The organism is Bacillus sp. RB3 (genome assembly GCF_030164735.1).
In the GTDB taxonomy this organism is placed as follows: Bacteria; Bacillota; Bacilli; order Bacillales; family Bacillaceae_G; genus Bacillus_A; species Bacillus_A cereus.
Map to the genome: position 1 here is coordinate 108,637 of NZ_JASNGE010000009.1, position 20,328 is coordinate 128,964.

The following is a 20,328-nucleotide window of genomic DNA, read 5'->3' on the forward strand; positions in this document are numbered from 1 at the left end:
TTTTCAGGAAAACATTACTTATTCTAAAAGAAAATGAGCAAAAATGGAATACTTTTTTGAAAAAATGTATAAGTATGCACAAAAAAACCGCTCATTTTGTAATGAACGGTCATTTCAAACATATAAATTTGTATATTTCTTGTAAATTTAACGAAGTAAATTCTCTTTTTGTAAAAATTGTTTTGCGACTTCTTCACTACTTTTACCATTTACGTTAACTTCATAATTCATTTTTCGCATTTCTTCATCTGTAATCTTTCCAGATAATTTATTTAATACCTTTTCAAGTTCAGGATATTTCTGTAACGTTTCTTTTCTTAATAATGGTGCTCCTTGATAAGGTGGGAATAACCCTTTATCATCTTTTAGCACTTTCAGTCCGTATTGCTCCAATTCACTATCTGTTGAATATGCATCAATTACGTTAACATCTCCAGATTCAATTGCGCTATAACGCAGCTTCGGCTCCATCGTTTTAACATTCGAGAACTTATAGTTATATAATTTTTGCATTCCTTTATAACCATCTTCACGATCAGCAAATTCCAATGTAAATCCTACTTTGGCTTCCTGCGCAACATTCCCTAAATCAGAAATTGTATTTATATTCTTTTGATCTGCTATTTTTTTCGGCATGGCTAGTGCATATGTATTGTTATACTCCATTGGCTTCAACATAATCATATTATATTTCTTTTCCATTCCAATGCGAGCCTGCTCATATACTTCATCACGGTTTGTACTCTTTGGTTCTTCTTTCACGAAAGTAGATAAAGCTGTTCCTGAAAATTCTGGGTATATATCTACTTCTCCTGATTTCAACGCTTCAAATACAAATGCTGTTTTCCCAAGACCTGGTTTTAATTGTACGTGTAAATCTGTATCTTGTTCAATAAGCTGCTTATACATTTGAATTAAAATTTCAGGTTCTGATCCAAGTTTGCCCGCAATAACAATATCTTTCTTTTCTGTACTCCAAAGAAATGGAGAAGCAATCATTATACAAACAATACATATCGTCAATATAACACGCTTAGAAGAGCGTTTCGGTCGTTCAAGTATGCGAAGTACTATATCAAAGAATAAAGCGAGTAACGCGGCTGGTACGGCCCCTAAAATGATAAGCGCATGATCATTTCGATCTATACCTAATAGTATAAGCTTACCGAGCCCACCTGCACCAATGAGAGCTGCTAATGTAGCCGTTCCAACAATTAATACCATCGCTGTACGAATACCAGCCATAATGATAGGCAATGCAAGAGGAAGTTCTACCTTCCACAATCTTCTCCAACTATTCATCCCCATAGCTTTCGCGGCTTCTATTAAAGATTCATCTAATTCCCTTATTCCTGTATATGTATTTCGTAAAATAGGTAATAGTGCATACACAACTAATGCGATAATCGCTGGAAGTTTTCCGATTCCTACTAATGGAATTAATAGTCCGAGTAATGCAAGTGATGGCACTGTCTGCATTACTGCAGAAGTTCCTATTATAAATTCAGCCATTCGTTCTTTTCTTGTTAATAAGATGCCAAGTGGCACCGCTATAATTACTGCAAAAAATAATGAAATAAGCGATATTTGTAAATGCTCACTTAATGCAGTTAGTAATTCTATTTTTCGTTCTTGGAACGTTTGTATAAAATTAGTCACTGTTTAGCCTCTTTCCTTCATTTGTTCAACAATGTAATTGACAATGTGACGACTTGTTAACGCTCCAATATATTGACCGTTTTTTTCAACTGGAACGACCTCCTCATCACGCACACGAACTAACGCTTCTTGTAAAGAAGAATGTAATGATAGCGCCTGCCCTTTTAATTGCACACTTTGATCAAGCGGCAATACATCTGCTACACTTTTCCCCTCATACCAAGTTCGCCCACGATTTCCAATGAATTCCTCTACAAATTCATTTTTCGGATTATGTATAATTCCTTCTGGTGTATCTAGTTGAACAACTTTTCCTTCTTTCATAATACAAATGCGATCTCCAAGTGATAATGCTTCTTGCATATCATGTGTTACGAACACGATTGTTTTTTGAATCTTTTTTTGCAACTGTACAATATCCTTCTGAAGCTGTTCCCTACTTAATGGATCTAACGCACTAAATGGTTCATCCATAAGAACGATTTTCGGGTTTGCGGCTAATGCTCGCACGACACCGACACGTTGTTTTTGTCCTCCTGACAATTCATCAGGCATACGATCTCGATATATATCCGGCTCTAATCCAACCATATGTAACAAGTCATCGACGCGTGCTTTAATTTCTTTTTTGCTCCATTGCCTCATTTCAGGAACAACTGCAATATTTTCAGCGATTGTCATATGAGGAAACAAAGCAATCTGTTGCAACACGTATCCTATATCCCAACGTAATTCGTTTATATTATATTGTTGAATATCTTTTCCATCGATTAAAATCGATCCTTCAGTCGTTTCGATTAAACGATTAATCATCTTCATTGTCGTTGTTTTCCCGCAACCACTCGGACCGATGAGAACAAAAAATTCTCCCTTTTTAATTTCTAAATGCAATGAATCCACTGCTTTCGTGCCATCTTCATACGATTTTGACACATGATTAAATTGAATCACAAATACAACTCCTTTACTGTTGTTTCCTTTATTTTGATGGAATATGGCATTCATTTCAAATGATACGCTTTTAAATTAAAAAAGAGCTCACATTTGAGCTCTAACGGTCGAACAATATTGTTTTCATTATAGCAGCATATTCGCGAACATACATTTTTCTCTTAGAACGAATTGGTGTTTCAGCAGCTAGTGCCTCCATCTTCATGCCTAAACGCTTTGCAATTATTTTCGTTCGATATAAATGATACGTATTACTTACAACTACTGCATGTTTCACATTATATAAATCCATACTAAACTTTAAGTTTTCATACGTATTTGTAGATTGATCTTCTATTAAAATACGACTCTCATCTATACCGTGTACCATTAAATAGTTTCTCATGCTGTGAGCTTCCGGTATATCTTCATCTTCTCCTTGACCACCTGAAACAATTACTTTCGCTTCAGGATGGGAAAATAAATATTCCAACGCTACATCCAAACGATTTTGAAGAGATAAAGACGGTCTATCTCCAAATAACTTTGCACCCAGTATAAGAACGTACGGAGAGTGATAGCTCAACTTTTCACGAGCAACTTTGTTCATTCGAAACGTCATATAAATGATGTATAGTGGCGGTAATAATAAAATGATAAGAAAGATCCATTTGTTCATAAATAAGTTTGCACTCCCTTTCTTTTTATTATATAGAAAAAGAAAGGGAGGCAGAAGTGTTTTTTTAAACGATTGATTTATTAGAAACATTCGCCGCTACTTTACGTTGTGATAGTACATAATAAATAGCGATTCCTAATGAGAAGATCAATATGCAGCTTAATACGTAAAACGGAAGCATTACTCCGGCTTTAGATACACCCGCTGTAAACAGCATTAATAATACAATTCGTATTCCAGTACCAATTAGGCGAAATAAGCTGTCTACACGTCCCATTACTTCGTTTGGAATTTCCTCCATCATCAATACATTTCTCGCCACTCTTGTACCCGCATTTCCAACTGCTTGAAAAATTGCAAGTCCATATAAGAAAATTACGGAAGGTTCAATAATCATTGCGGTAATTGAAATTACATAAATGAACATCGTCATAACGATTGAAACTTCTGTTTTTACATATTTCATTATGAGTGGAATACAGATTCCTGCAACAACCGCTCCAACACCGTACATCATCCCCTCTATTGCGTATACAGAGGCATTGGCTTTAAGTATATCCGAAATATAAACTGGTATTAAATAATTTGCCATCATAACACCTATAAACGGCATATAAGTGGCCAGTAAGAACCAAAAGAGCTTAGGACGTTTTTTCATAAAGTGAATTCCTTCAAACAATTGCTTCTTAAATGTTATTTTTCTTTTCACTTCTTTTTTCTTTACGTACGGTATACATAAGAAAAGAAAAAATGCTCCAGCAAAAGTTAACATGTCTACTAACAAAATCCACTTCAAAGATACAATTTCAATTAAGAAGCTCGCGGCCGCTCCAGAAATAACTTGTGTTAACTGTCCTTGTATTTCCATCGTTCCACTTAAACTTTTATAATGTTCTGCTTGAAATATCTCTTGGTTGAACGCAAATATTGTAGGATAAAATAATAAATAGTAGAATGATCCGGCTATATAAATAAGAATATAGTGAATAGAATGATAAGGTTGCCCAGCAAATCCCCATATAACCATTATTCCGATTACGGCTATTCCGATTCCTTCGTTACATAGCAATAAAGATTTTCTTGAAAAACGATCAATACTTTGCCCAATGAATGATGTTAATAAAAACATAATGAGGGTTGCAATGATAGAAACATAACCAAATGTTGTCTCTCCTCCACTCTCTTTAATTAACAGCCAAGGAATCGTTATCATAACAATTCCGGAACCAATAGCAGATAGACTATTGGCTCCTAGAATGTAATACAAACGAGAATCATGATAAAGTGAGGACATATCACTCCACTCCTAGTTGTTTTTTCACCTCTTTATATACGCTCATATATGCTTTTAATTCTTTAACTACATCATGAATTAATGGTTTTGCATCTTCCCCAAGTTCACCATCTTGCACATGTAATCCATCAAGCACAACTTGTTTTGGAATTGCATTTGCATAAACACCTCTAGCGACCGTTCGCATGCTGTTTAATGCATTTATTCCACCTTTACCGCCACCAGCAACCGCTAACAACGCAACTGGTTTATGAATAAATTCACTACTACTTAAGTAATCTAAAGAGTTTTTCAGCGCACCGCTCATCGCATTATGATATTCTGGTGTACATAATACAACCCCATCCGCAGCTTTCACTAACGTTTTTAATTTTTTTACTGCCTCTAAATCACGTTGCGACTCTTCTCCATTGTATAAAGGTAACTCCTCAATTGCTAAATCATATAATTCCCCTTCAAATTGATCCGCAATATATTTTGCCACCACGCGAGTTCTACCAAATTTTCTTGGTGTACCGTTAATAACGACTAGTTTCATGATTATTTCTCCCCTTTGTTTTCAAGTTCTACTTATATATTATCAGAAATTTCTATACAAAACACAATATAAAGAGTTAACTTGTTTCATAAAATAGTATGATAAACAAAAAAGAACTCATACTTTCGTATGAGTTTCGTACAATTACTTTGATTCATCTCTCATGCTCAATGTACCTAAACTTTCATTTGCTTCAAAATGATTATATGCTTTTTCCGCTAATCTTTTCCGTTCTTCTGGTAATTCTATATATTTCATTACGTTTTCAATTATTTTTTCGTACGGAGTAAACACAATTCCTGGCCACTCTACCTCATCTTCTGGATTACTATTTTCGGAAATAATAAATTTCTTATTTGCGACTGCATAAGACACGCGAGGTGTTTCAAGAATTCCTGATAAATAAAAATGAATATTTAATATAATTTTAGCTCTAGCAATCAATTCATTTCTAACAATTCCCCACGCATTATTTTTAAAAACTATATTTAAATTCGGGGCAATCGCTTTTAGATGATCAAAAATAGCTTGTCGCCTCGGATTAAGAGCACCTATAAACAGAATATCAATATCTTCAATAATCTCATCTTCAAACGCATCTTTTTTTATTTCCAAAGTTGGAGCGTAGTTCATTTCTACATGTTTTATTTCTTTTCCTACCCCTTTTTGTTTAAGCCATTCTATATTTTGTTTACTATAATCCCAAATCACTCTATCTTTTAATAATATTAAATAAAGGGGGTGCGCATATGGACTTCCTTCGTATAGCTGTTCTAAATTATAAACAATTGCATCTTTCGGAAGAAGGTTCGGGTTATATGCGTATGTATGTGCTCCAAAAACAACTGTATTCTTTACATTTTCCAGTATTGTTTCTGATATAATTACTGTATTTCCCTCCTGCTCCAACCGCCACTTTAAAGCTCGCGCAACATCTATGAAACTACCGTATGTCTTTGGGCATATAAAAAGACAATAATCATATTCTTTATTCAAATAAACTTCCATTAATCTTAAATTATTTTTATATAAATCTACATCTGGATGTTTAAGTACCAACTCATTTGCATGTTTTCTTGCTACTTTATATAATCCAGCATAATAAGCAGCAATGCATCTTCTTAATTCGATTCTTTCCCGGTCCTCATCTAATACATCCATGTTTAAAAGAAGATTTGCGATACAATACGCTTTTAAATGATCACGATCATAATAATAGTCTAGTAGTGGCATCAATTCTTCATACGTATTTCCATGCACCGATTCTCCTAGTTCAATCGCCCATCGCATTAATTCCATGATTACTCCACTACTCCTTTAATCGAAAATGTATTTAATAAAATTTCGCATTATTCTCTACTATATTTGCTATATGAAATGGAATCTTTTCTTTTATCGATTCCAAATACTTTTGCGACACCGCCCCTAAATGTTTTTTATGAGGTATATAGAAAGCACTAATAGAAATTTCATAGTCAAATAAGTAATCATACACATGATAATCTACAAATAGTAGATCATCCTTTGGAAAAGGAATTTCCTTCCCTTGCAGAGCATACATCAAAGCAATATTGTTTTGAGATCGTAATCGATACAACCTTGCAAGTTGGTATAATGGTTCAGCCCGGGTTGGTCTATATTCCCAAGCTTTTTGAAAATAAAAAACAGCTAATGCTAAATATTGCTCTTCTTGCCCTTTAACAGTTTCTTTTTCATCAGCATCTGTCACTTCATTTTGTTTATTTGCTGAACGATTTGCTAACTGCTCATAACAAAATCCTATTCGCAATAACGAATAGAATACCTCTTCAACCCATCCTCCTGCTTCCACTCGTTTTTTATACCATTTAATTGAATTCTCAAATTGACTTAAATGAAAATAAGTCTGAGCTAAATAAAATAAATATCTTATATGCAAATCTGGCGTTGTTTCTGGGTCGTTTATTCCTTGTAACAACAACCTCTCATCTCTTTCAAATTTATCAGCTTTGCTCCCGCCATCTCCGGGATCATTCACGACAAGAGTCTCTAACCGAGCTACCCTCGTATTGTAATTCGCTCCAACTTTTGAACGATCTATATCCCAATACTCATGAGTAACACCGACAGATTTCCATGGTAAAGAAGCTTTCAAAAGACGTGTAAGCCAATATTTAATATGAACATCATATTGTAATGTAAGATAATGATCTTCCGTTAAGCTCGTTTTATCGAAATTCGGATCAACCTCTAAAATCATATCCGCATCTAATATTAATAAATAATCTGCTTCTGGGTATGTTTTTTGCGCTAACGAAACAGCTAAGCTTCTGTTATAACCAAAGTTTTTAAACGGCTCATGATGAACCGTCCCAGGTATCTCATTTTCCTTACACCAATTTTCAATAATTTCAGGCGTATTATCCGTCGATCCAGTATCACAAATAGAAACAAAGTCTACAATTGATTTTGTTGCATTTAAACATCTTTCCATAATTCTAGACTCATTTTTGACGATCATACAAAGACATAACTTTTTTTCTTTCTTTACAGACTTCACTTGCTCATTTCCCATTTAACCACCTCATATTTTATTAACACGCTCTTCTCATATGTAACAACATTTCTTAGCTATACTGATGACATAAGCACCCTTTTACTATTTATGAAAACTTCATTTTATTTATTCTTACTTTTATGTTGAGATATATTTCATGCAGCGCTTTATATTTGATACAATCAATACAAAAAAACATAATGCGGGAATCCGTACATTTCAAAGTCTAAGAGGAGGTTATATTTTGTTGGATTACATTTGGCTAGATGACAAATCACCAATTTTAGAACAACTACCAAGCACCTTTAAATCTGCAGCTATATTGCTACACCCTTTTGTCCAAATGCCTTTAGGATGGGAAAAGTCTGTGAGAAAAAGACTATATGAGCACATCTATCCTAGCGCTGAAGAAATCATTCATAATGGGAAATCCGTTTCTTGGAAGGAAATGATGTCTTATAGTGGATTACATTCATACGCAGAATTAGCAATGGCCATGTTGACTTCCATTGGTGCTTATACAGAAGAATATAAAAGAGAGGATTTAGCCGAAAAGCTATATTCAAACTAAAAAAAAGATCTTTATTATCCAACAGAAGATTATACGTCTATATTTTTATTACATAAATTACTTAAACTCCTCGGTTCTAAAGGTGCAAAAAATTTATATTTCTCTGAACCAATTCTTGATACAAACGGATTATTAGAGGTAAATAATACTACTCCATTAGATATTTGGGACATTAGCAATAATGAGTTAATTATTACTGGCGAAGATAATGAGTATGCGTTTATGAGTATATTCGATTCCTTTACAACCTTATTATTAGCTAAAGAAGAAAATATAGAATATATTGTTCATTCAATGAACGTTGAAGCTGTCATTTGTGACAAAAAAACGATGATTGATTGGTATTTTTAAATTAGTAATTTCTTAAACTATAAAAAAGAAACTTGCGCTTATGCACAAGTTTCTTTTCAAAAACATCCTTATTTTTTCACAACTTCATGTCCACCGAACTGATTACGTAGTGCTGAAACTACTTTTCCATGGAATGTATCATCTTCCTGAGAACGATAGCGCATAAATAATGACATAGCGATTACTGGTGCTGCAGCTTGAAGTTCAAGTGCAGTTTCAACAGTCCATTTTCCTTCTCCTGAAGAGTTCATTACACCTTTAATGCCATCTAGTTTCGGATCTTCTGCAAATGCTTTTTCAGTTAAGTCCATTAACCAACCACGGATAACTGATCCATTCGCCCATACTTTTGCAACATCTTCATAATTGAAATCAAAGTCACTCTTATCTAGTACTTCAAATCCTTCAGCGATTGCTTGCATCATGCCGTACTCAATACCGTTATGAACCATTTTTAAGAAATGACCACTACCAACACGGCCAGCATAAGAATAGCCATTTTCTACTGCTAAATCTTTAAATAAAGGTTCTAATTGGTCGTAAATTTCTTTTTCTCCACCAACCATTAAGCAAGCACCGTATCTAGCTCCTTCTACACCGCCTGATGTACCGATATCTACATAATGTAATCCGAAGCTTTTTGCTTCTTCAGCACGGCGTAACGTATCTTTATAGAATGAATTTCCGCCTTCAATAACGATATCACCTTCATCTAATAACGGATAAACATCTTTTAGTACTGACTCTACAACTTCTCCTGCAGGCACCATTACCCAAATTGTACGAGGAGCTTCTAGTTCAGCGATCATTTCTTTTAATGTATGACGTGCAGTAATTCCTAGTTTTCCTGCCTTTTCAACAAGCTCTTTATTTACATCGTATACAACTACTTCATGCTTGTCTTCATATAAGTGTTCAGCTAATGGGAATCCCATTTTTCCTAATCCAATTAAACCTAGTTTCATATTAATCAATCTCCTATTCTATACAAATATATTTAATATCGAAATTAGCCCAAGTGCTACTACAGATAATATAGTCTCCATTGCAGTCCATGTTAATAATGTTTCTTTCACAGTCATTCCGAAATACTCTTTAATCATCCAAAATCCTGAATCATTCACGTGTGATAAAATTAATGACCCTGCACCAGTTGCAAGTGCTAATAATTCAACATTTACACCTGGTGTGCTTGCTGCAATCGGCGCAACAATACCAGCTGCTGTCATCATAGAAACAGTTGCCGATCCAGTTGCAATTCGAATAAGTGCCGCAATTCCCCACCCTAATAATATCGGTGAAATATGTGATTCTTTCGCCATATCTGCAATTGTCGTTCCAATTCCAGAATCTAATAATACTTTATTAAATGCACCGCCTGCACCAATCACTAACAATATGTTTGCAATAGGTCCAAGGCAATCATTTGTAAATTGTAACACTTTATCTTTTGAGAAACCTTTTGCATATCCAAGACTAAAGAAAGAGTAAATGGTTGCAATTAATAAAGCCACAATCGGATCTCCAATAAAGTGTAATACTTGTGCTAGTTGACTCGTTTTATTTAATGCAACTTCTGCTATTGATGCACCAAGCATAAGAAATACTGGAAGTAAAATTGTAAACAATGTATTCCCAAAGCTTGGAAGCTCTTTTTTATTATCTTTTTCAATAAATTGCTCCGCTATATCTAATGGTACTTCCTTATGTATACGAGCACCAATCCATTTCCCGTAAAGTGGACCTGAAATAATTGCAGTTGGAAGTCCGACAATTAATGCATATAAAATTGTCTTCCCTACATCTGCTTTAAAAATACCAACTGCCGCCATTGCGGCTGGATGCGGCGGCACTAGTCCGTGCACAACGGATAGTCCTGCTACTAGCGGGATACCGATTGTAATAAGTGATACCCCTGTTTCTAATGCAATTGTAAATACTAACGGAATTAATAGTACAAATCCAACTTGGAAAAATACCGGAATCCCTACTAAAAATGCAACGAACATCATCGCCCAGTGAACTCGTTTCTTCCCAAAACGATTAATTAATGTGTTAGCGATACGTTCAGCACCACCAGATTCGGCCATCATTTTTCCAAGCATCGTTCCTAGTGCTAAAACTATTGCTAAAAATCCTAACGTATTACCAAGTCCTAGTTTAATAGAATCAATAATTCCTGGATCTTTTGGTGAAGTTCCAATTAAAGGCATTCCCATTGCTAATCCTACACCAATTGCTGTTAAAATTAATGCGACAAATGGATGCCATTTTACTACCGTAATAAGTAAAAGTAGTATGACAACTGCCGCTAGTACGATCCCAACTACCATTTCTCCCAATCCCCCTATTTTTTACGTTGGAAAGCAGCTATACAATCAAATTCTTCTTTCAAGCGATTGTAAAGTCGTTCATACATATAAAACATTTCTAAATATATAGCCGTATTTTCTTTATTCGGTACATGATGATGGACAATATCAATCCAATCCTTTACCTCTTCAAGAGAATCAATTTTTCCTACAGCATACAAAGCAACTGCCGCTGCCCCAAGCGCAGATGCTTCATGACTTTCAGGTACAAGCAATTCTTTTCCCATCATATCGGACAACATTTGTCTCCAAAATGCAGATTTTGCAAACCCTCCTGAAACTCGTATTTCAGTAAGTGGCCCTGTACAATCCCTGATTGCGAGTGCTACTGAATATACACTCATACAAACACCTTCCATCACTGCACGTATAAAATGTTCTCGCTTATGTTGAAGATTGATTCCAAAGAATGTACCACGAGCATTTGCATTCCAGTAAGGTGCGCGTTCTCCAGATAAGAAAGGTAAGAACAATAGCCCATCCGCTCCAGCTGGTACGCTTTCTGCATATTTAATTAATAAATCATAAGGATCAATGCCGAGCTTTCTTGCTACTTCTTGCTCTGGACTACCAAATTCATCACGTAACCATCTCAGTAATATTCCGCCGTTATTCGTTGGACCACCGATTACCCAGTGCTCATCTGTTAATGCGTAACAAAACGTTCTCCCTTTCTCATCTGTATTTATATTTGATGAGATTGTTCGAACCGCACCACTCGTTCCAATCGTAATTGCAGCCGCACCCGGTGATATCGCACCAACTCCTACATTTGCAAGAACCCCATCACTTGCTCCGATGACAATTGGTGTTTCTGCACTTATCCCCATCTTCTGTGCTAATTCTGGCTTCATACCTGATAAAATATATGTAGTTGGTACAGGGGTTGATAATTTTTCTGGTGACATATGTAACATAGTTAAAACATCTTTATCCCAGTTTAATGTTCCTAAATTAAATAACCCCGTAGCAGAAGCAATCGAATAATCAACTACGTAGCGTGAAAATAATTGGTAAATCACATACTCTTTAATGGAAATGAATTTATAGGCACTTGTATATAACTCTGGTTCCTCTTCTTTCATCCATAACAATTTAGAAAGTGGTGACATCGGATGAATCGGTGTACCTGTACGTCTATAAATTTCATGCCCATTCATTTGTTGTAATAATTTTTCTGATTGCTTCGTACTTCGATTATCTGCCCAAATGATAGAACGCGTTAATGGCGCACCATTTTCATCTACTGCAATTAATGCGTGCATAGCTGTACTAATACCGATTGAAGAAATATCTTCTGGTAATACATTACCTTTTTCAATGGTAACGCTTACACTTTTGTATACAGCGGCACATATTACATCAGGATCTTGCTCAGCCCATCCTACATTCGGTTGAATAATTGGGTAATCGATTGCATGTGATGCAATGACTTTTCCTTTTTCTGTGAACACAACCGTTTTTGTACTTGTGGTACCGATATCAATCCCGATTACTCTCCCCCTTGTTTCCATGCGAATCTTCCCTTCATTTCTAGCAAAATACGATTTAGTAAACCGTTTACATGAATTAGTATATAAAATATTTTTTCATTTATCAAGTTATAAAAAGAAAATTTTTTTCATATCAAAAAATAAATCCCTTCATTCCATTTCACTTATATACTACATTTAGCTTTTCCATGGGGTAAAATTACGTTATATTCGTTACGCAATACACTCTTTTCTCTCATTAACAACACATACATAGTCCTCCATACGTTCTACTTATTTGCTTGAAGAAAGAGTTGAAAAGCACTATTCATTTTTAGCGGTCACGTAACATCACCATCAAGCCAAGAAAAGTAACTAACCGCAGAATGAGAATTCTGTGCATTTTGCTCTTATTTATTGTTTTAGGTTCACTAGTCTTTTATCTTGATAAACATAGAGCGTGGCCCCCCTACTATCACTTTTTTACCTTGTAAATATATCTTGCATACTATAAAACCGAAAAGTATTTTTATTTTTCAGAAAAATAAAAACAATAAAACGAAATTTATTGTATAATGTTGTAAAAAGATGTCGGAGGGATTTAATGTTAAATAAAATATCTCAATTCACAATTAAGCTTTCATCAATTCTTTTATCACTCTTACTATTATTAAATTTACCTTATTTATTTATCACTCAACAAGGATTTACCTTTCAACCAATTTATTTTTTTAATCAGACCGTTACTATGTTAAAACAGGTTTTTTCCCCTGAATCATTAGTGATTATAGGATCAGACCCGAAGTTTGGCCATTTCAAAAAAACACCATTATTTCCAACTGTTTTAGAACCTTACCTATATTCATTTACTATATTATTTTCAGCCTTTTTTCTTGCTCTCTTTTTATCATCTAGCATGGCATTTTTTTATTTTTTAGCAAAAGATTATATAAAAAAATGGATAAACCGAATTGTGTTCATATTAGAAGCTGTCCCTGATATGATGATGATGATTTGTTTGCAAATATTTTTCATATGGGTACTTCAGAAATTTGGGGAATCTCCTGTCACTATTATTTCTTTTAATGAAAATCGAGCTTATTTACTCCCTATTTTATCATTAGCTGTCTTACCTACATTACAAATGTTTCGGATGATGGTGTTATACATAAAAGAAGAGCAAGGAAAACATTACGTAGAGGTTGCATATGGAAAAGGTCTTTCATCAAGTTATATACTATGCATTCATTTATTCAAAAATATATCTATCCACTTCTTCCACCATTTAAAAACGATTTTTGTTTTCTTACTTTCTAATTTATTCATTTTAGAATTTGTTTTTAATATGGAAGGCATTATTCAATTTTTATTTAATAAGGCGTTTGTTTCACCTCCAGCTGCATTTATCATACTTGTTATGATTGTTTTACCATTTTACGCCATTTTCCAAATAGTCTCATTCATGATGAATAGATGGAAAAAGCAATTGAAAGGAGTATCATTATGAAATCTATTTGGAAATCAAAACGCTTTTTAATCGGCTTTACTTATCTATTCATACTTATTTCAGCTAGTTTTATTTATAGTTGGTTCTTTAAAGATAACATCCCAAAACCTCCTCAGTTACTTTACAATGACAATAACGAATTACTTGGAAAGGCCCCCTTTCCGCCATCGTTAATTCCACCTTTTGGATCTGATCGTTTTGGAGAGTCTGTTTTCTTACAAATTGTAGAAGGAGCAAAATTCACTATTTTATTAGCCGTGGCAATTAGCTTCTTTCGAATTTTATGCGGAACATGTATAGGAATCCTCTTAAGTTTATTTGCTCCAAAACTCAAGAGATTTTTCCAGTCATGCTCAGAAGTTTTTTATTATATTCCAACTCTATTTATCGCATTCATACTCATCACGCCCGTTAATATTATAATCACATCAAATGCTGATGGGGTAGATCCAAATATTTCATTTACGTTTTATCAAGTACTCGTACTTATTTTCGTCGCTCTGCCTACACTTTCTTTATACATATCCTCAGAAGTTGATGAATTTATGAAACAAGATTACGTCTTAAGTTCACAATTACTGGGGGCTAGTCGTTTTCATATTATAAAAAAACACTTACGAGTCTTATTACTTGACCGCTTATTTGTATTATTTATGGAACATATCGTCCAAACACTCATACTCGTTATCCATTTAGCGTTGCTTAACATTGTAATTGGCGGCATACAAATGCGTGAACTCTATGACGGAGTGCCCAAACCTGTTTCTCTATCTAATGATTGGGCAGGTCTTATTGGATTAAATCGTAATGAAATGAATCTTTCATGGTGGATTATTTTTTATACTCTCGCTTCATTCTTTATTACGATTCTATTTATTAAGCTTATGACCATCGGGATTCAAGATGCACTGAAAGCAAGAGATTCGCAAATTGTAGCAATTCAAAACGTTCCAGATCATAAAAAATTTGTTAAACATAAAGATTCCTTTTCGTTTGCAAATAAAGTAAACCTTTAATCATTTCTCATTAATCAAGTATTAATTGGCATCGATATTAGTAGAAAATAAAGAAGATGATCCCTATTAAATACAGGGATCATCTTCTTATACTGTCTAACTTTTTTACATGTCCTTTGCTAGACTCATGCTTTTTATATTTAAAGTGAATTATTTGCAATCACAATTATGTTTTTTAAAATCAATTACCATACGCCCTTGAATTCTACCTTGTTCCATTTCTTCGAATACATTTTGTACTTTATCTAGAGAACAAGTTTGAACAACCGGCACTACTTTTCCTTCTGCCCCGAACATAAACGCCTCTTCCAAATCTTTACGAGTACCAACTAGAGAACCAACTACTTCAATTCCATCCAGTACAAGTCGTGGGATGTTTAAGTCCATTGTTTCTACTGGTAGCCCTACTGCAACTACTTTACCGCAAGCACGTACTGCATCAACTGCTGAGTTAAAGGCTACTTTAGAGACTGCTGTTACTACCGCAGCATAAGCGCCACCAAACTCCTCTTGCACAATTTTATCAGCAGGACCTTGAGAAATTGGATTGATAGTCATATCAGCACCAACTTCTTTCGCTAAGGCTAATTTGTCGTCATTAATATCTACTGCGATTACCTTTGCACCAAATACATTTTTAGCATATTGGATAGCTAAGTTACCTAATCCACCGCAGCCATAGATTACAATAGGTTGACTAGGTTTAATATCTGATACTTTAATAGCTTTATATGTAGTTACACCAGCACAAGTAATTGATGATGCTTGAGCAGGATCTAATCCTTCTGGTACTTTTACCGCATAATCATCTGTAACGATACATTGTTCAGCCATACCACCATCCACTGAATAACCAGCGTTTTTAACTTCACGGCAAAATGTTTCTCTACCAGTTACGCAATATTCACAACGTCCACAAGATTGGAACATCCATGCAATACTTACACGGTCACCTATCTTTAGTGAAGTAACATCATCAGCTATTTTCGTAACAATACCTACACCCTCATGACCAAGAATACGGCCATCAGTGTTACCAAAATCATGATTCGCAACGTGTAAATCAGTGTGGCAAACTCCACAATACTCTACATCTACTAACGCTTCACCTGAGTGTAACGGACGTAATTCTTTGTCAATCACTTCGATGTTTGCTTTGCTGTTTTTATTAACCACTACTGCTTTCATATGTGATCTCCCCTTTAGTGTTTTAGCATTTTAATGAGTTTATCTCACAACTACTTTCTTCACTACTTTGGCTAGTTATTCTACCAAATTTAAGTGTTCAATCATCATTACATCTTCATCATAACATGACACTTCATAAACAACTTGTGAAATTATGAACAATATTTGAATTATTACACAAATCGGTCTTTATTTTAAATTTTTAAAAATGAGAGTTTATCATTGACTATAAGTAAGTCACATATTTCTAAAACAAAATAAATTAACAAACTTCTCACCGATAAAAAAGCTCTTCACTCAATATTTTCTACATGTAAACACTTAGTTTCACAGTAATATCCTTTGCCACCAACATAAACTTTTTCTATTTTATTTTTGCTATTGGTTGCTAATTTAACTAATATTTCAGAAGGCGAGTGTAAAGAATAACCTTGTTCAAATACATAGACTTCTTTTTTCAAGTAGTCCTGTTCATAAAGGTAGCAAGCTAATGCACCGTTCGAAGTTCCAGTCGCTGCTTCTTCATTGATGTCGTATAGCGGAGCAAAATTTCTGCATATAATTCGATTGTCATTAAAAGTATATAGATGCATCCCGACAACATTATAATACTTGCTGATTTCTTTAATTTTTTCAAAATTAGGTTGCAGTGCATGTAATTGTGTTTCGCTTTTTATAGGAATTAAAATATCTTTTAAGCCCGTGGAGACAATTTGAATTGGGTATTTATTTTCTATATCTTTACTATCAAAACAGTCGATGAACTCGTTTGGAGATACAACATCATAGAATATCGGTTTATTTTGTTCCATGAATATGATGTCATCTTTTATAGTAATAGTAAGAACACCGCTGTTCGTTTCAATCGTATAGCGATTCCTGAAAAGTTTATTTAAATGCATCAGTATCGCGAAAGAGCCAATTGTGGCATGACCACATAAATCAACTTCTTCTTTTGGTGTAAAATACTCAAATTTATAATCAGCAATTTCAGATTCTGATATAAATGCGGTTTCCGCATAGCCCAGTTGTTTGGCTATTTCCATTTTTTGAGTAGTGGTCAATGTATTCTCAATAAATACCACTCCTGCTTTATTTCCGCCTTTATGATCCTTGCTAAATGCACTTGCAACATAAACAGATATTTTCATAAGACACCTTCCTCACTTATAGTAAATTATAGTATAGAAAGCACTACATATAAATTCCATTGGATAAATTATCCCTAAAATAAGAAACAAACTATTTTTAGCATTTGAACTCTCCAAAAATAGTTTGTCTACAGTCTGAAAGCTCTTCATTTGAAGAGCTTTTTTTATATTCGCTTCATCGAAATCGTTTCACGTATACTTTGTAAATTTTTTAGAGTTTCCTCTTGTCGCTGCAACGACAACCCTACATACAAAGTATCTAATAAGCTTAACTGTGCTAATCGTGATGAACTTGCTTCTGTGCGGAATTCAGTCTCACGTGTTGATGTATATAACGTTATATCAGCAAGTTGACTTAATGCTGATTTCTTATAGCTCGTAATCGCAATAATTTTGGCTCCTCTTGCTTTCGCTACTTCTAACGCTTCAAGTAATCCTTTATTGCTACCAGAATGAGAAATACCAATAACAACTGAATTTTCCGAGAGTAAACCTGCCCCCATAATTTGAAAATGCGAATCAGTATGAGCGATACAAGAAATACCCGTTCTCATAAACTTATGATACGCATCCATTGCAATAATACCAGAGCCACCATTTCCATAAAACTCAATTCGACTTGCTTCTTGTAAGGCTCGTACAGCCTGCTCAAGTGCCGTTTCATTAAGCAAATGTAAAGTATCTTGCAGTCCTGTAATATGCGAATGAAAAACTTTTTTAGCAACAGTTACCATACTATCTTCTGCTGATACCTCTTCATGGATATTTTGCATCGGTGTATGTACAATTTCACGAGCTAATGTAATCTTTAAATCTTGAAAACCTTGCAAACCAAGGTTTTTACATAAGCGGAATATCGTAGCTTCGGAACTATTCGTAACTTCAGCTAATTCTGTAATAGATTTATGTACAACATCTTGTGGATGTTTCAAAATATGTTCGGCAATACTTCGCAATTTCGGTGATAAACCATTTAACGAAGCCTGAATCTTTCCAATCCCACTTCTTGTACCAGGCATAGCATATCCTCCCCTTCCATCGTAGCTTTATCCTGTAAAAACCGATTAGTTGAACTAATCATCAGTGGGGATGGTCCTCCACTGATTAGAGTTTCACTTTATTGTACCTAATTATCGAAAGAAGAAAAACCTATATTAGGGATTACTATAATTTTTAATTGCTCCTATGTATTCTGTCATACGATATAACAGAATTATTCATGCTTATGAATAATTCTCTCCATGTTTCACTGCGTATAATGCGGCTTGCGTACGATCATCCACTTCCAATTTAGCTAAAACGTTTGAAACGTGTGTTTTCACAGTTTGTTCTGTAATATGAAGTTCTGCTGCAATCTCCTTGTTGCTTCTTCCTTTCGCAATTTCGCGAAGTACCTCTTGCTCTCTTTTCGTTAACATTGAAAAAGGATTTTCTACTTCCTTCTTTACTGCAGAACGCCCCATTAATGCAGGTGTTACTTTCGGGTGAAAATTCGCATTTCCTTGATGTACTGCAATAATAGAAGCGACAAGTTGCTCAGGTTGTACTTCTTTTAATTGATAACCATCTGCTCCAGCTTCAAGTGCTGGTATAACATAATCTTGCTCTGAAAAACTACTTAATATAAGTACCTTTATTGTCTCATCATATTGCTTTAGACGTTTTGTTGCCTCAATTCCATCCATTTTCGGCATCGATACATCCATTAGTACGACATCTGGTCTTTCTTTTTGCACGAAATGTAATGCCTCTTCGCCATTTTCCGCTTCCCCAATAATTTCAAATTCTTCTCTCGTTTTCAAAAAGAATACAAGTCCTCTTCGAACGATATGATGATCCTCAACTAGTAGCAGTTTAATCTTCAACCTTATTCTCCCCTTCAAATCGGCAATTGAATTTCTATTTTTGTACCCCTTTTCAGCTCTGTTATAATTTGAAACGATCCCTTCATTAACTGAATACGTTCCTTCATACTTTTCAGGCCAAGTGCTGATTCCCTTACTTGTTCTTGTATAAATCCTATTCCATTGTCTTCTATGTAAAAATGTAACTGGTTATTTTCTATTTTCAAAAGAATATGTACCTTTTCACACGAAGCATGCTTTTTACAATTATGTAGCGCCTCTTGGCTAATACGCCATAAAACTTCTTCTATTTCATCCCCCATTGAAACCATCCCATCAATTCGAACTTCCACTTGAACTCCTAATAAATTCCCGTAATTTTGAATTGCTTCTGCTAATCCTTTCTCCAATCCTTCAGGTCTTAATTGCCAAATTAATAGCGTCATCTCTTGTAATGCTTCTTGTGATAATTCCCCAATATAACTTAACATCTCTTGCAATTCTCTATCTTGCGTCATATTCAGAGTACCTTTCGCTGTTAGCATAATAGAAAATAACAATTGTTTTACTGAATCATGTAAATCACGTGCAAGTCGATTTCTTTCCGCTACCACTACATATTTACGTTCTTTCTCAACTAATTGAATACGTTGTATTGTCGTTCCAATTTGAAATGCAATTGATTCTAATAATGCTAACTCTTCCTCAGAAAAATGAGTCTTATGAGGTGCAGCCACATTTAGTAGACCAAATTTTTCTGATCCAGACCTAAGCGGAATTGTCGCATGATGTGTAACATCTTCTGTCTCTCCCCAATTACATTCAATTGCATCTTCTATTCGCTTACATTCAATAATATTAGTCGCTTTTTCCAATCTCCCATTCACAAAACGTTCTACACACCAACAGTTTCCTTCACACATCGGCTTCTTCTTTTGCCACGTAAGAGCCTCTGGTAAATTTTCGTCTACAAGCATACTGTGCTTTCCACTTTCATCAATAAAGAATATCCACCCTGTTTGTAAATTCATTACTTGTAACAATGTATGCAACACTTTTTCTAACATATCCTGTAAGTTTGTTGCTTCATTTAATAATTCAGCAATTTCTTTTAATGCTTCTAAACGACGCATCTCTTTTTCTTCAAAGTTCATTCTCATCACCAACTACAATTATAACATTAAGAAATTTCTAAATTCTATAAATAAAAAAAGAACCGA

The 20,328-nt window shown here is 34.6% G+C and carries 17 protein-coding genes and 1 pseudogene; 3 read left to right on the forward strand and 15 right to left on the reverse strand.

The window, feature by feature from the left end:
- Window positions 1-147 precede the first annotated feature (147 nt).
- From QO049_RS14130 to QO049_RS14160, 7 genes are all read right to left on the reverse strand, one after another.
- Entirely contained in the window at window positions 148-1,659 is a 1,512-nt protein-coding gene (locus QO049_RS14130; RefSeq protein WP_098286844.1) for an ABC transporter permease/substrate-binding protein, read from the reverse strand.
- A gap of 3 nt (window positions 1,660-1,662) precedes the next feature.
- A complete protein-coding gene (locus QO049_RS14135; protein ID WP_048567968.1) occupies window positions 1,663-2,610 on the reverse strand; it encodes an ABC transporter ATP-binding protein in 948 nt (315 codons plus the stop codon).
- Window positions 2,611-2,710: 100 nt separating this feature from the next.
- A complete protein-coding gene (locus QO049_RS14140; protein ID WP_001045713.1) occupies window positions 2,711-3,268 on the reverse strand; it encodes a YdcF family protein in 558 nt (185 codons plus the stop codon).
- Between the two features lie 64 nt (window positions 3,269-3,332).
- Window positions 3,333-4,562: an MFS transporter gene (locus QO049_RS14145; protein ID WP_284489304.1), complete on the reverse strand. Its 1,230-nt coding sequence runs from the start codon at window positions 4,560-4,562 to the stop codon at window positions 3,333-3,335.
- A 1-nt stretch (window position 4,563) separates the two neighbouring features.
- A complete protein-coding gene (locus QO049_RS14150; RefSeq protein WP_000780355.1) occupies window positions 4,564-5,100 on the reverse strand; it encodes an NADPH-dependent FMN reductase in 537 nt (178 codons plus the stop codon).
- 144 nt (window positions 5,101-5,244) lie between these two features.
- On the reverse strand, window positions 5,245-6,399 hold the full coding sequence (locus QO049_RS14155; RefSeq protein ID WP_113304399.1) for a CgeB family protein: 1,155 nt from the start codon (window positions 6,397-6,399) through the stop codon (window positions 5,245-5,247).
- Window positions 6,400-6,433: 34 nt separating this feature from the next.
- The gene (locus QO049_RS14160; protein ID WP_000526236.1) at window positions 6,434-7,654 is read right to left on the reverse strand and encodes a glycosyltransferase; all 1,221 of its coding nucleotides are present in this window, start codon (window positions 7,652-7,654) and stop codon (window positions 6,434-6,436) included.
- 139 nt (window positions 7,655-7,793) lie between these two features.
- Between QO049_RS14160 and QO049_RS14165 the strand changes: the two are divergent.
- Window positions 7,794-8,558, forward strand: a pseudogene (locus QO049_RS14165) (DUF2711 family protein).
- A 68-nt stretch (window positions 8,559-8,626) separates the two neighbouring features.
- Here the strand turns inward: QO049_RS14165 and gnd are convergent.
- Genes gnd through gntK form a run of 3 tightly spaced genes read right to left on the reverse strand, consistent with a single transcriptional unit; the run spans window position 8,627 to window position 12,444 of the window.
- Entirely contained in the window at window positions 8,627-9,523 is an 897-nt protein-coding gene (gene gnd, locus QO049_RS14170; protein ID WP_000765995.1) for a phosphogluconate dehydrogenase (NAD(+)-dependent, decarboxylating), read from the reverse strand.
- Between the two features lie 18 nt (window positions 9,524-9,541).
- On the reverse strand, window positions 9,542-10,891 hold the full coding sequence (locus tag QO049_RS14175; RefSeq protein ID WP_000260202.1) for a GntP family permease: 1,350 nt from the start codon (window positions 10,889-10,891) through the stop codon (window positions 9,542-9,544).
- 14 nt (window positions 10,892-10,905) lie between these two features.
- Window positions 10,906-12,444, reverse strand: coding sequence for a gluconokinase (gene gntK / locus QO049_RS14180; RefSeq protein ID WP_284489305.1), 1,539 nt, complete (start codon window positions 12,442-12,444; stop codon window positions 10,906-10,908).
- A gap of 562 nt (window positions 12,445-13,006) precedes the next feature.
- Here gntK and QO049_RS14185 point away from each other — a divergent pair.
- Together QO049_RS14185 and QO049_RS14190 are read left to right on the forward strand one after the other, a co-directional pair.
- The gene (locus QO049_RS14185; protein WP_144502075.1) at window positions 13,007-13,909 is read left to right on the forward strand and encodes an ABC transporter permease subunit; all 903 of its coding nucleotides are present in this window, start codon (window positions 13,007-13,009) and stop codon (window positions 13,907-13,909) included.
- Window positions 13,906-14,925 carry an ABC transporter permease gene (locus QO049_RS14190; RefSeq protein WP_003312014.1) on the forward strand — a complete coding sequence of 340 codons (1,020 nt, stop codon included), beginning with the start codon at window positions 13,906-13,908 and terminating at the stop codon, window positions 14,923-14,925. The genes QO049_RS14185 and QO049_RS14190 overlap by 4 nt, the downstream gene beginning before the upstream one ends.
- A 150-nt stretch (window positions 14,926-15,075) precedes the next feature.
- Here the strand turns inward: QO049_RS14190 and adhP are convergent, their stop codons facing one another.
- From adhP to casK, 5 genes are all read right to left on the reverse strand, one after another.
- Window positions 15,076-16,113 carry an alcohol dehydrogenase AdhP gene (adhP, locus tag QO049_RS14195; RefSeq protein WP_284489306.1) on the reverse strand — a complete coding sequence of 346 codons (1,038 nt, stop codon included), beginning with the start codon at window positions 16,111-16,113 and terminating at the stop codon, window positions 15,076-15,078.
- Between the two features lie 293 nt (window positions 16,114-16,406).
- Window positions 16,407-17,264, reverse strand: a complete 858-nt coding sequence (locus QO049_RS14200; RefSeq protein ID WP_000704316.1) for a PhzF family phenazine biosynthesis protein — start codon at window positions 17,262-17,264, stop codon at window positions 16,407-16,409.
- A gap of 164 nt (window positions 17,265-17,428) precedes the next feature.
- On the reverse strand, window positions 17,429-18,283 hold the full coding sequence (locus QO049_RS14205) for a MurR/RpiR family transcriptional regulator (protein ID WP_001119646.1): 855 nt from the start codon (window positions 18,281-18,283) through the stop codon (window positions 17,429-17,431).
- Window positions 18,284-18,487: 204 nt separating this feature from the next.
- Window positions 18,488-19,129, reverse strand: a complete 642-nt coding sequence (gene casR / locus QO049_RS14210; RefSeq protein WP_000694629.1) for a two-component system response regulator CasR — start codon at window positions 19,127-19,129, stop codon at window positions 18,488-18,490.
- A gap of 14 nt (window positions 19,130-19,143) precedes the next feature.
- Entirely contained in the window at window positions 19,144-20,262 is a 1,119-nt protein-coding gene (casK, locus tag QO049_RS14215) for a two-component system sensor histidine kinase CasK (RefSeq protein ID WP_144502077.1), read from the reverse strand.
- Window positions 20,263-20,328: the final 66 nt, after the last annotated feature.

Bases quoted from the DNA above. Each gene is read 5' to 3' on its own strand.
- QO049_RS14145 (WP_284489304.1), bottom strand. From the start codon at position 4,562: ATGTCCTCACTTTATCATGATTCTCGTTTGTATTACATTCTAGGAGCC.
- adhP (WP_284489306.1), bottom strand. From the start codon at position 16,113: ATGAAAGCAGTAGTGGTTAATAAAAACAGCAAAGCAAACATCGAAGTG.
- QO049_RS14175 (WP_000260202.1), bottom strand. From the start codon at position 10,891: ATGGTAGTTGGGATCGTACTAGCGGCAGTTGTCATACTACTTTTACTT.
- QO049_RS14205 (WP_001119646.1), bottom strand. From the start codon at position 18,283: ATGCCTGGTACAAGAAGTGGGATTGGAAAGATTCAGGCTTCGTTAAAT.
- QO049_RS14140 (WP_001045713.1), bottom strand. From the start codon at position 3,268: ATGAACAAATGGATCTTTCTTATCATTTTATTATTACCGCCACTATAC.
- QO049_RS14155 (WP_113304399.1), bottom strand. From the start codon at position 6,399: ATGGAATTAATGCGATGGGCGATTGAACTAGGAGAATCGGTGCATGGA.
- gnd (WP_000765995.1), bottom strand. From the start codon at position 9,523: ATGAAACTAGGTTTAATTGGATTAGGAAAAATGGGATTCCCATTAGCT.
- QO049_RS14160 (WP_000526236.1), bottom strand. From the start codon at position 7,654: ATGGGAAATGAGCAAGTGAAGTCTGTAAAGAAAGAAAAAAAGTTATGT.
- gntK (WP_284489305.1), bottom strand. From the start codon at position 12,444: ATGGAAACAAGGGGGAGAGTAATCGGGATTGATATCGGTACCACAAGT.
- casK (WP_144502077.1), bottom strand. From the start codon at position 20,262: ATGAACTTTGAAGAAAAAGAGATGCGTCGTTTAGAAGCATTAAAAGAA.
- QO049_RS14200 (WP_000704316.1), bottom strand. From the start codon at position 17,264: ATGAAAATATCTGTTTATGTTGCAAGTGCATTTAGCAAGGATCATAAA.
- QO049_RS14185 (WP_144502075.1), top strand. From the start codon at position 13,007: ATGTTAAATAAAATATCTCAATTCACAATTAAGCTTTCATCAATTCTT.
- QO049_RS14190 (WP_003312014.1), top strand. From the start codon at position 13,906: ATGAAATCTATTTGGAAATCAAAACGCTTTTTAATCGGCTTTACTTAT.
- QO049_RS14150 (WP_000780355.1), bottom strand. From the start codon at position 5,100: ATGAAACTAGTCGTTATTAACGGTACACCAAGAAAATTTGGTAGAACT.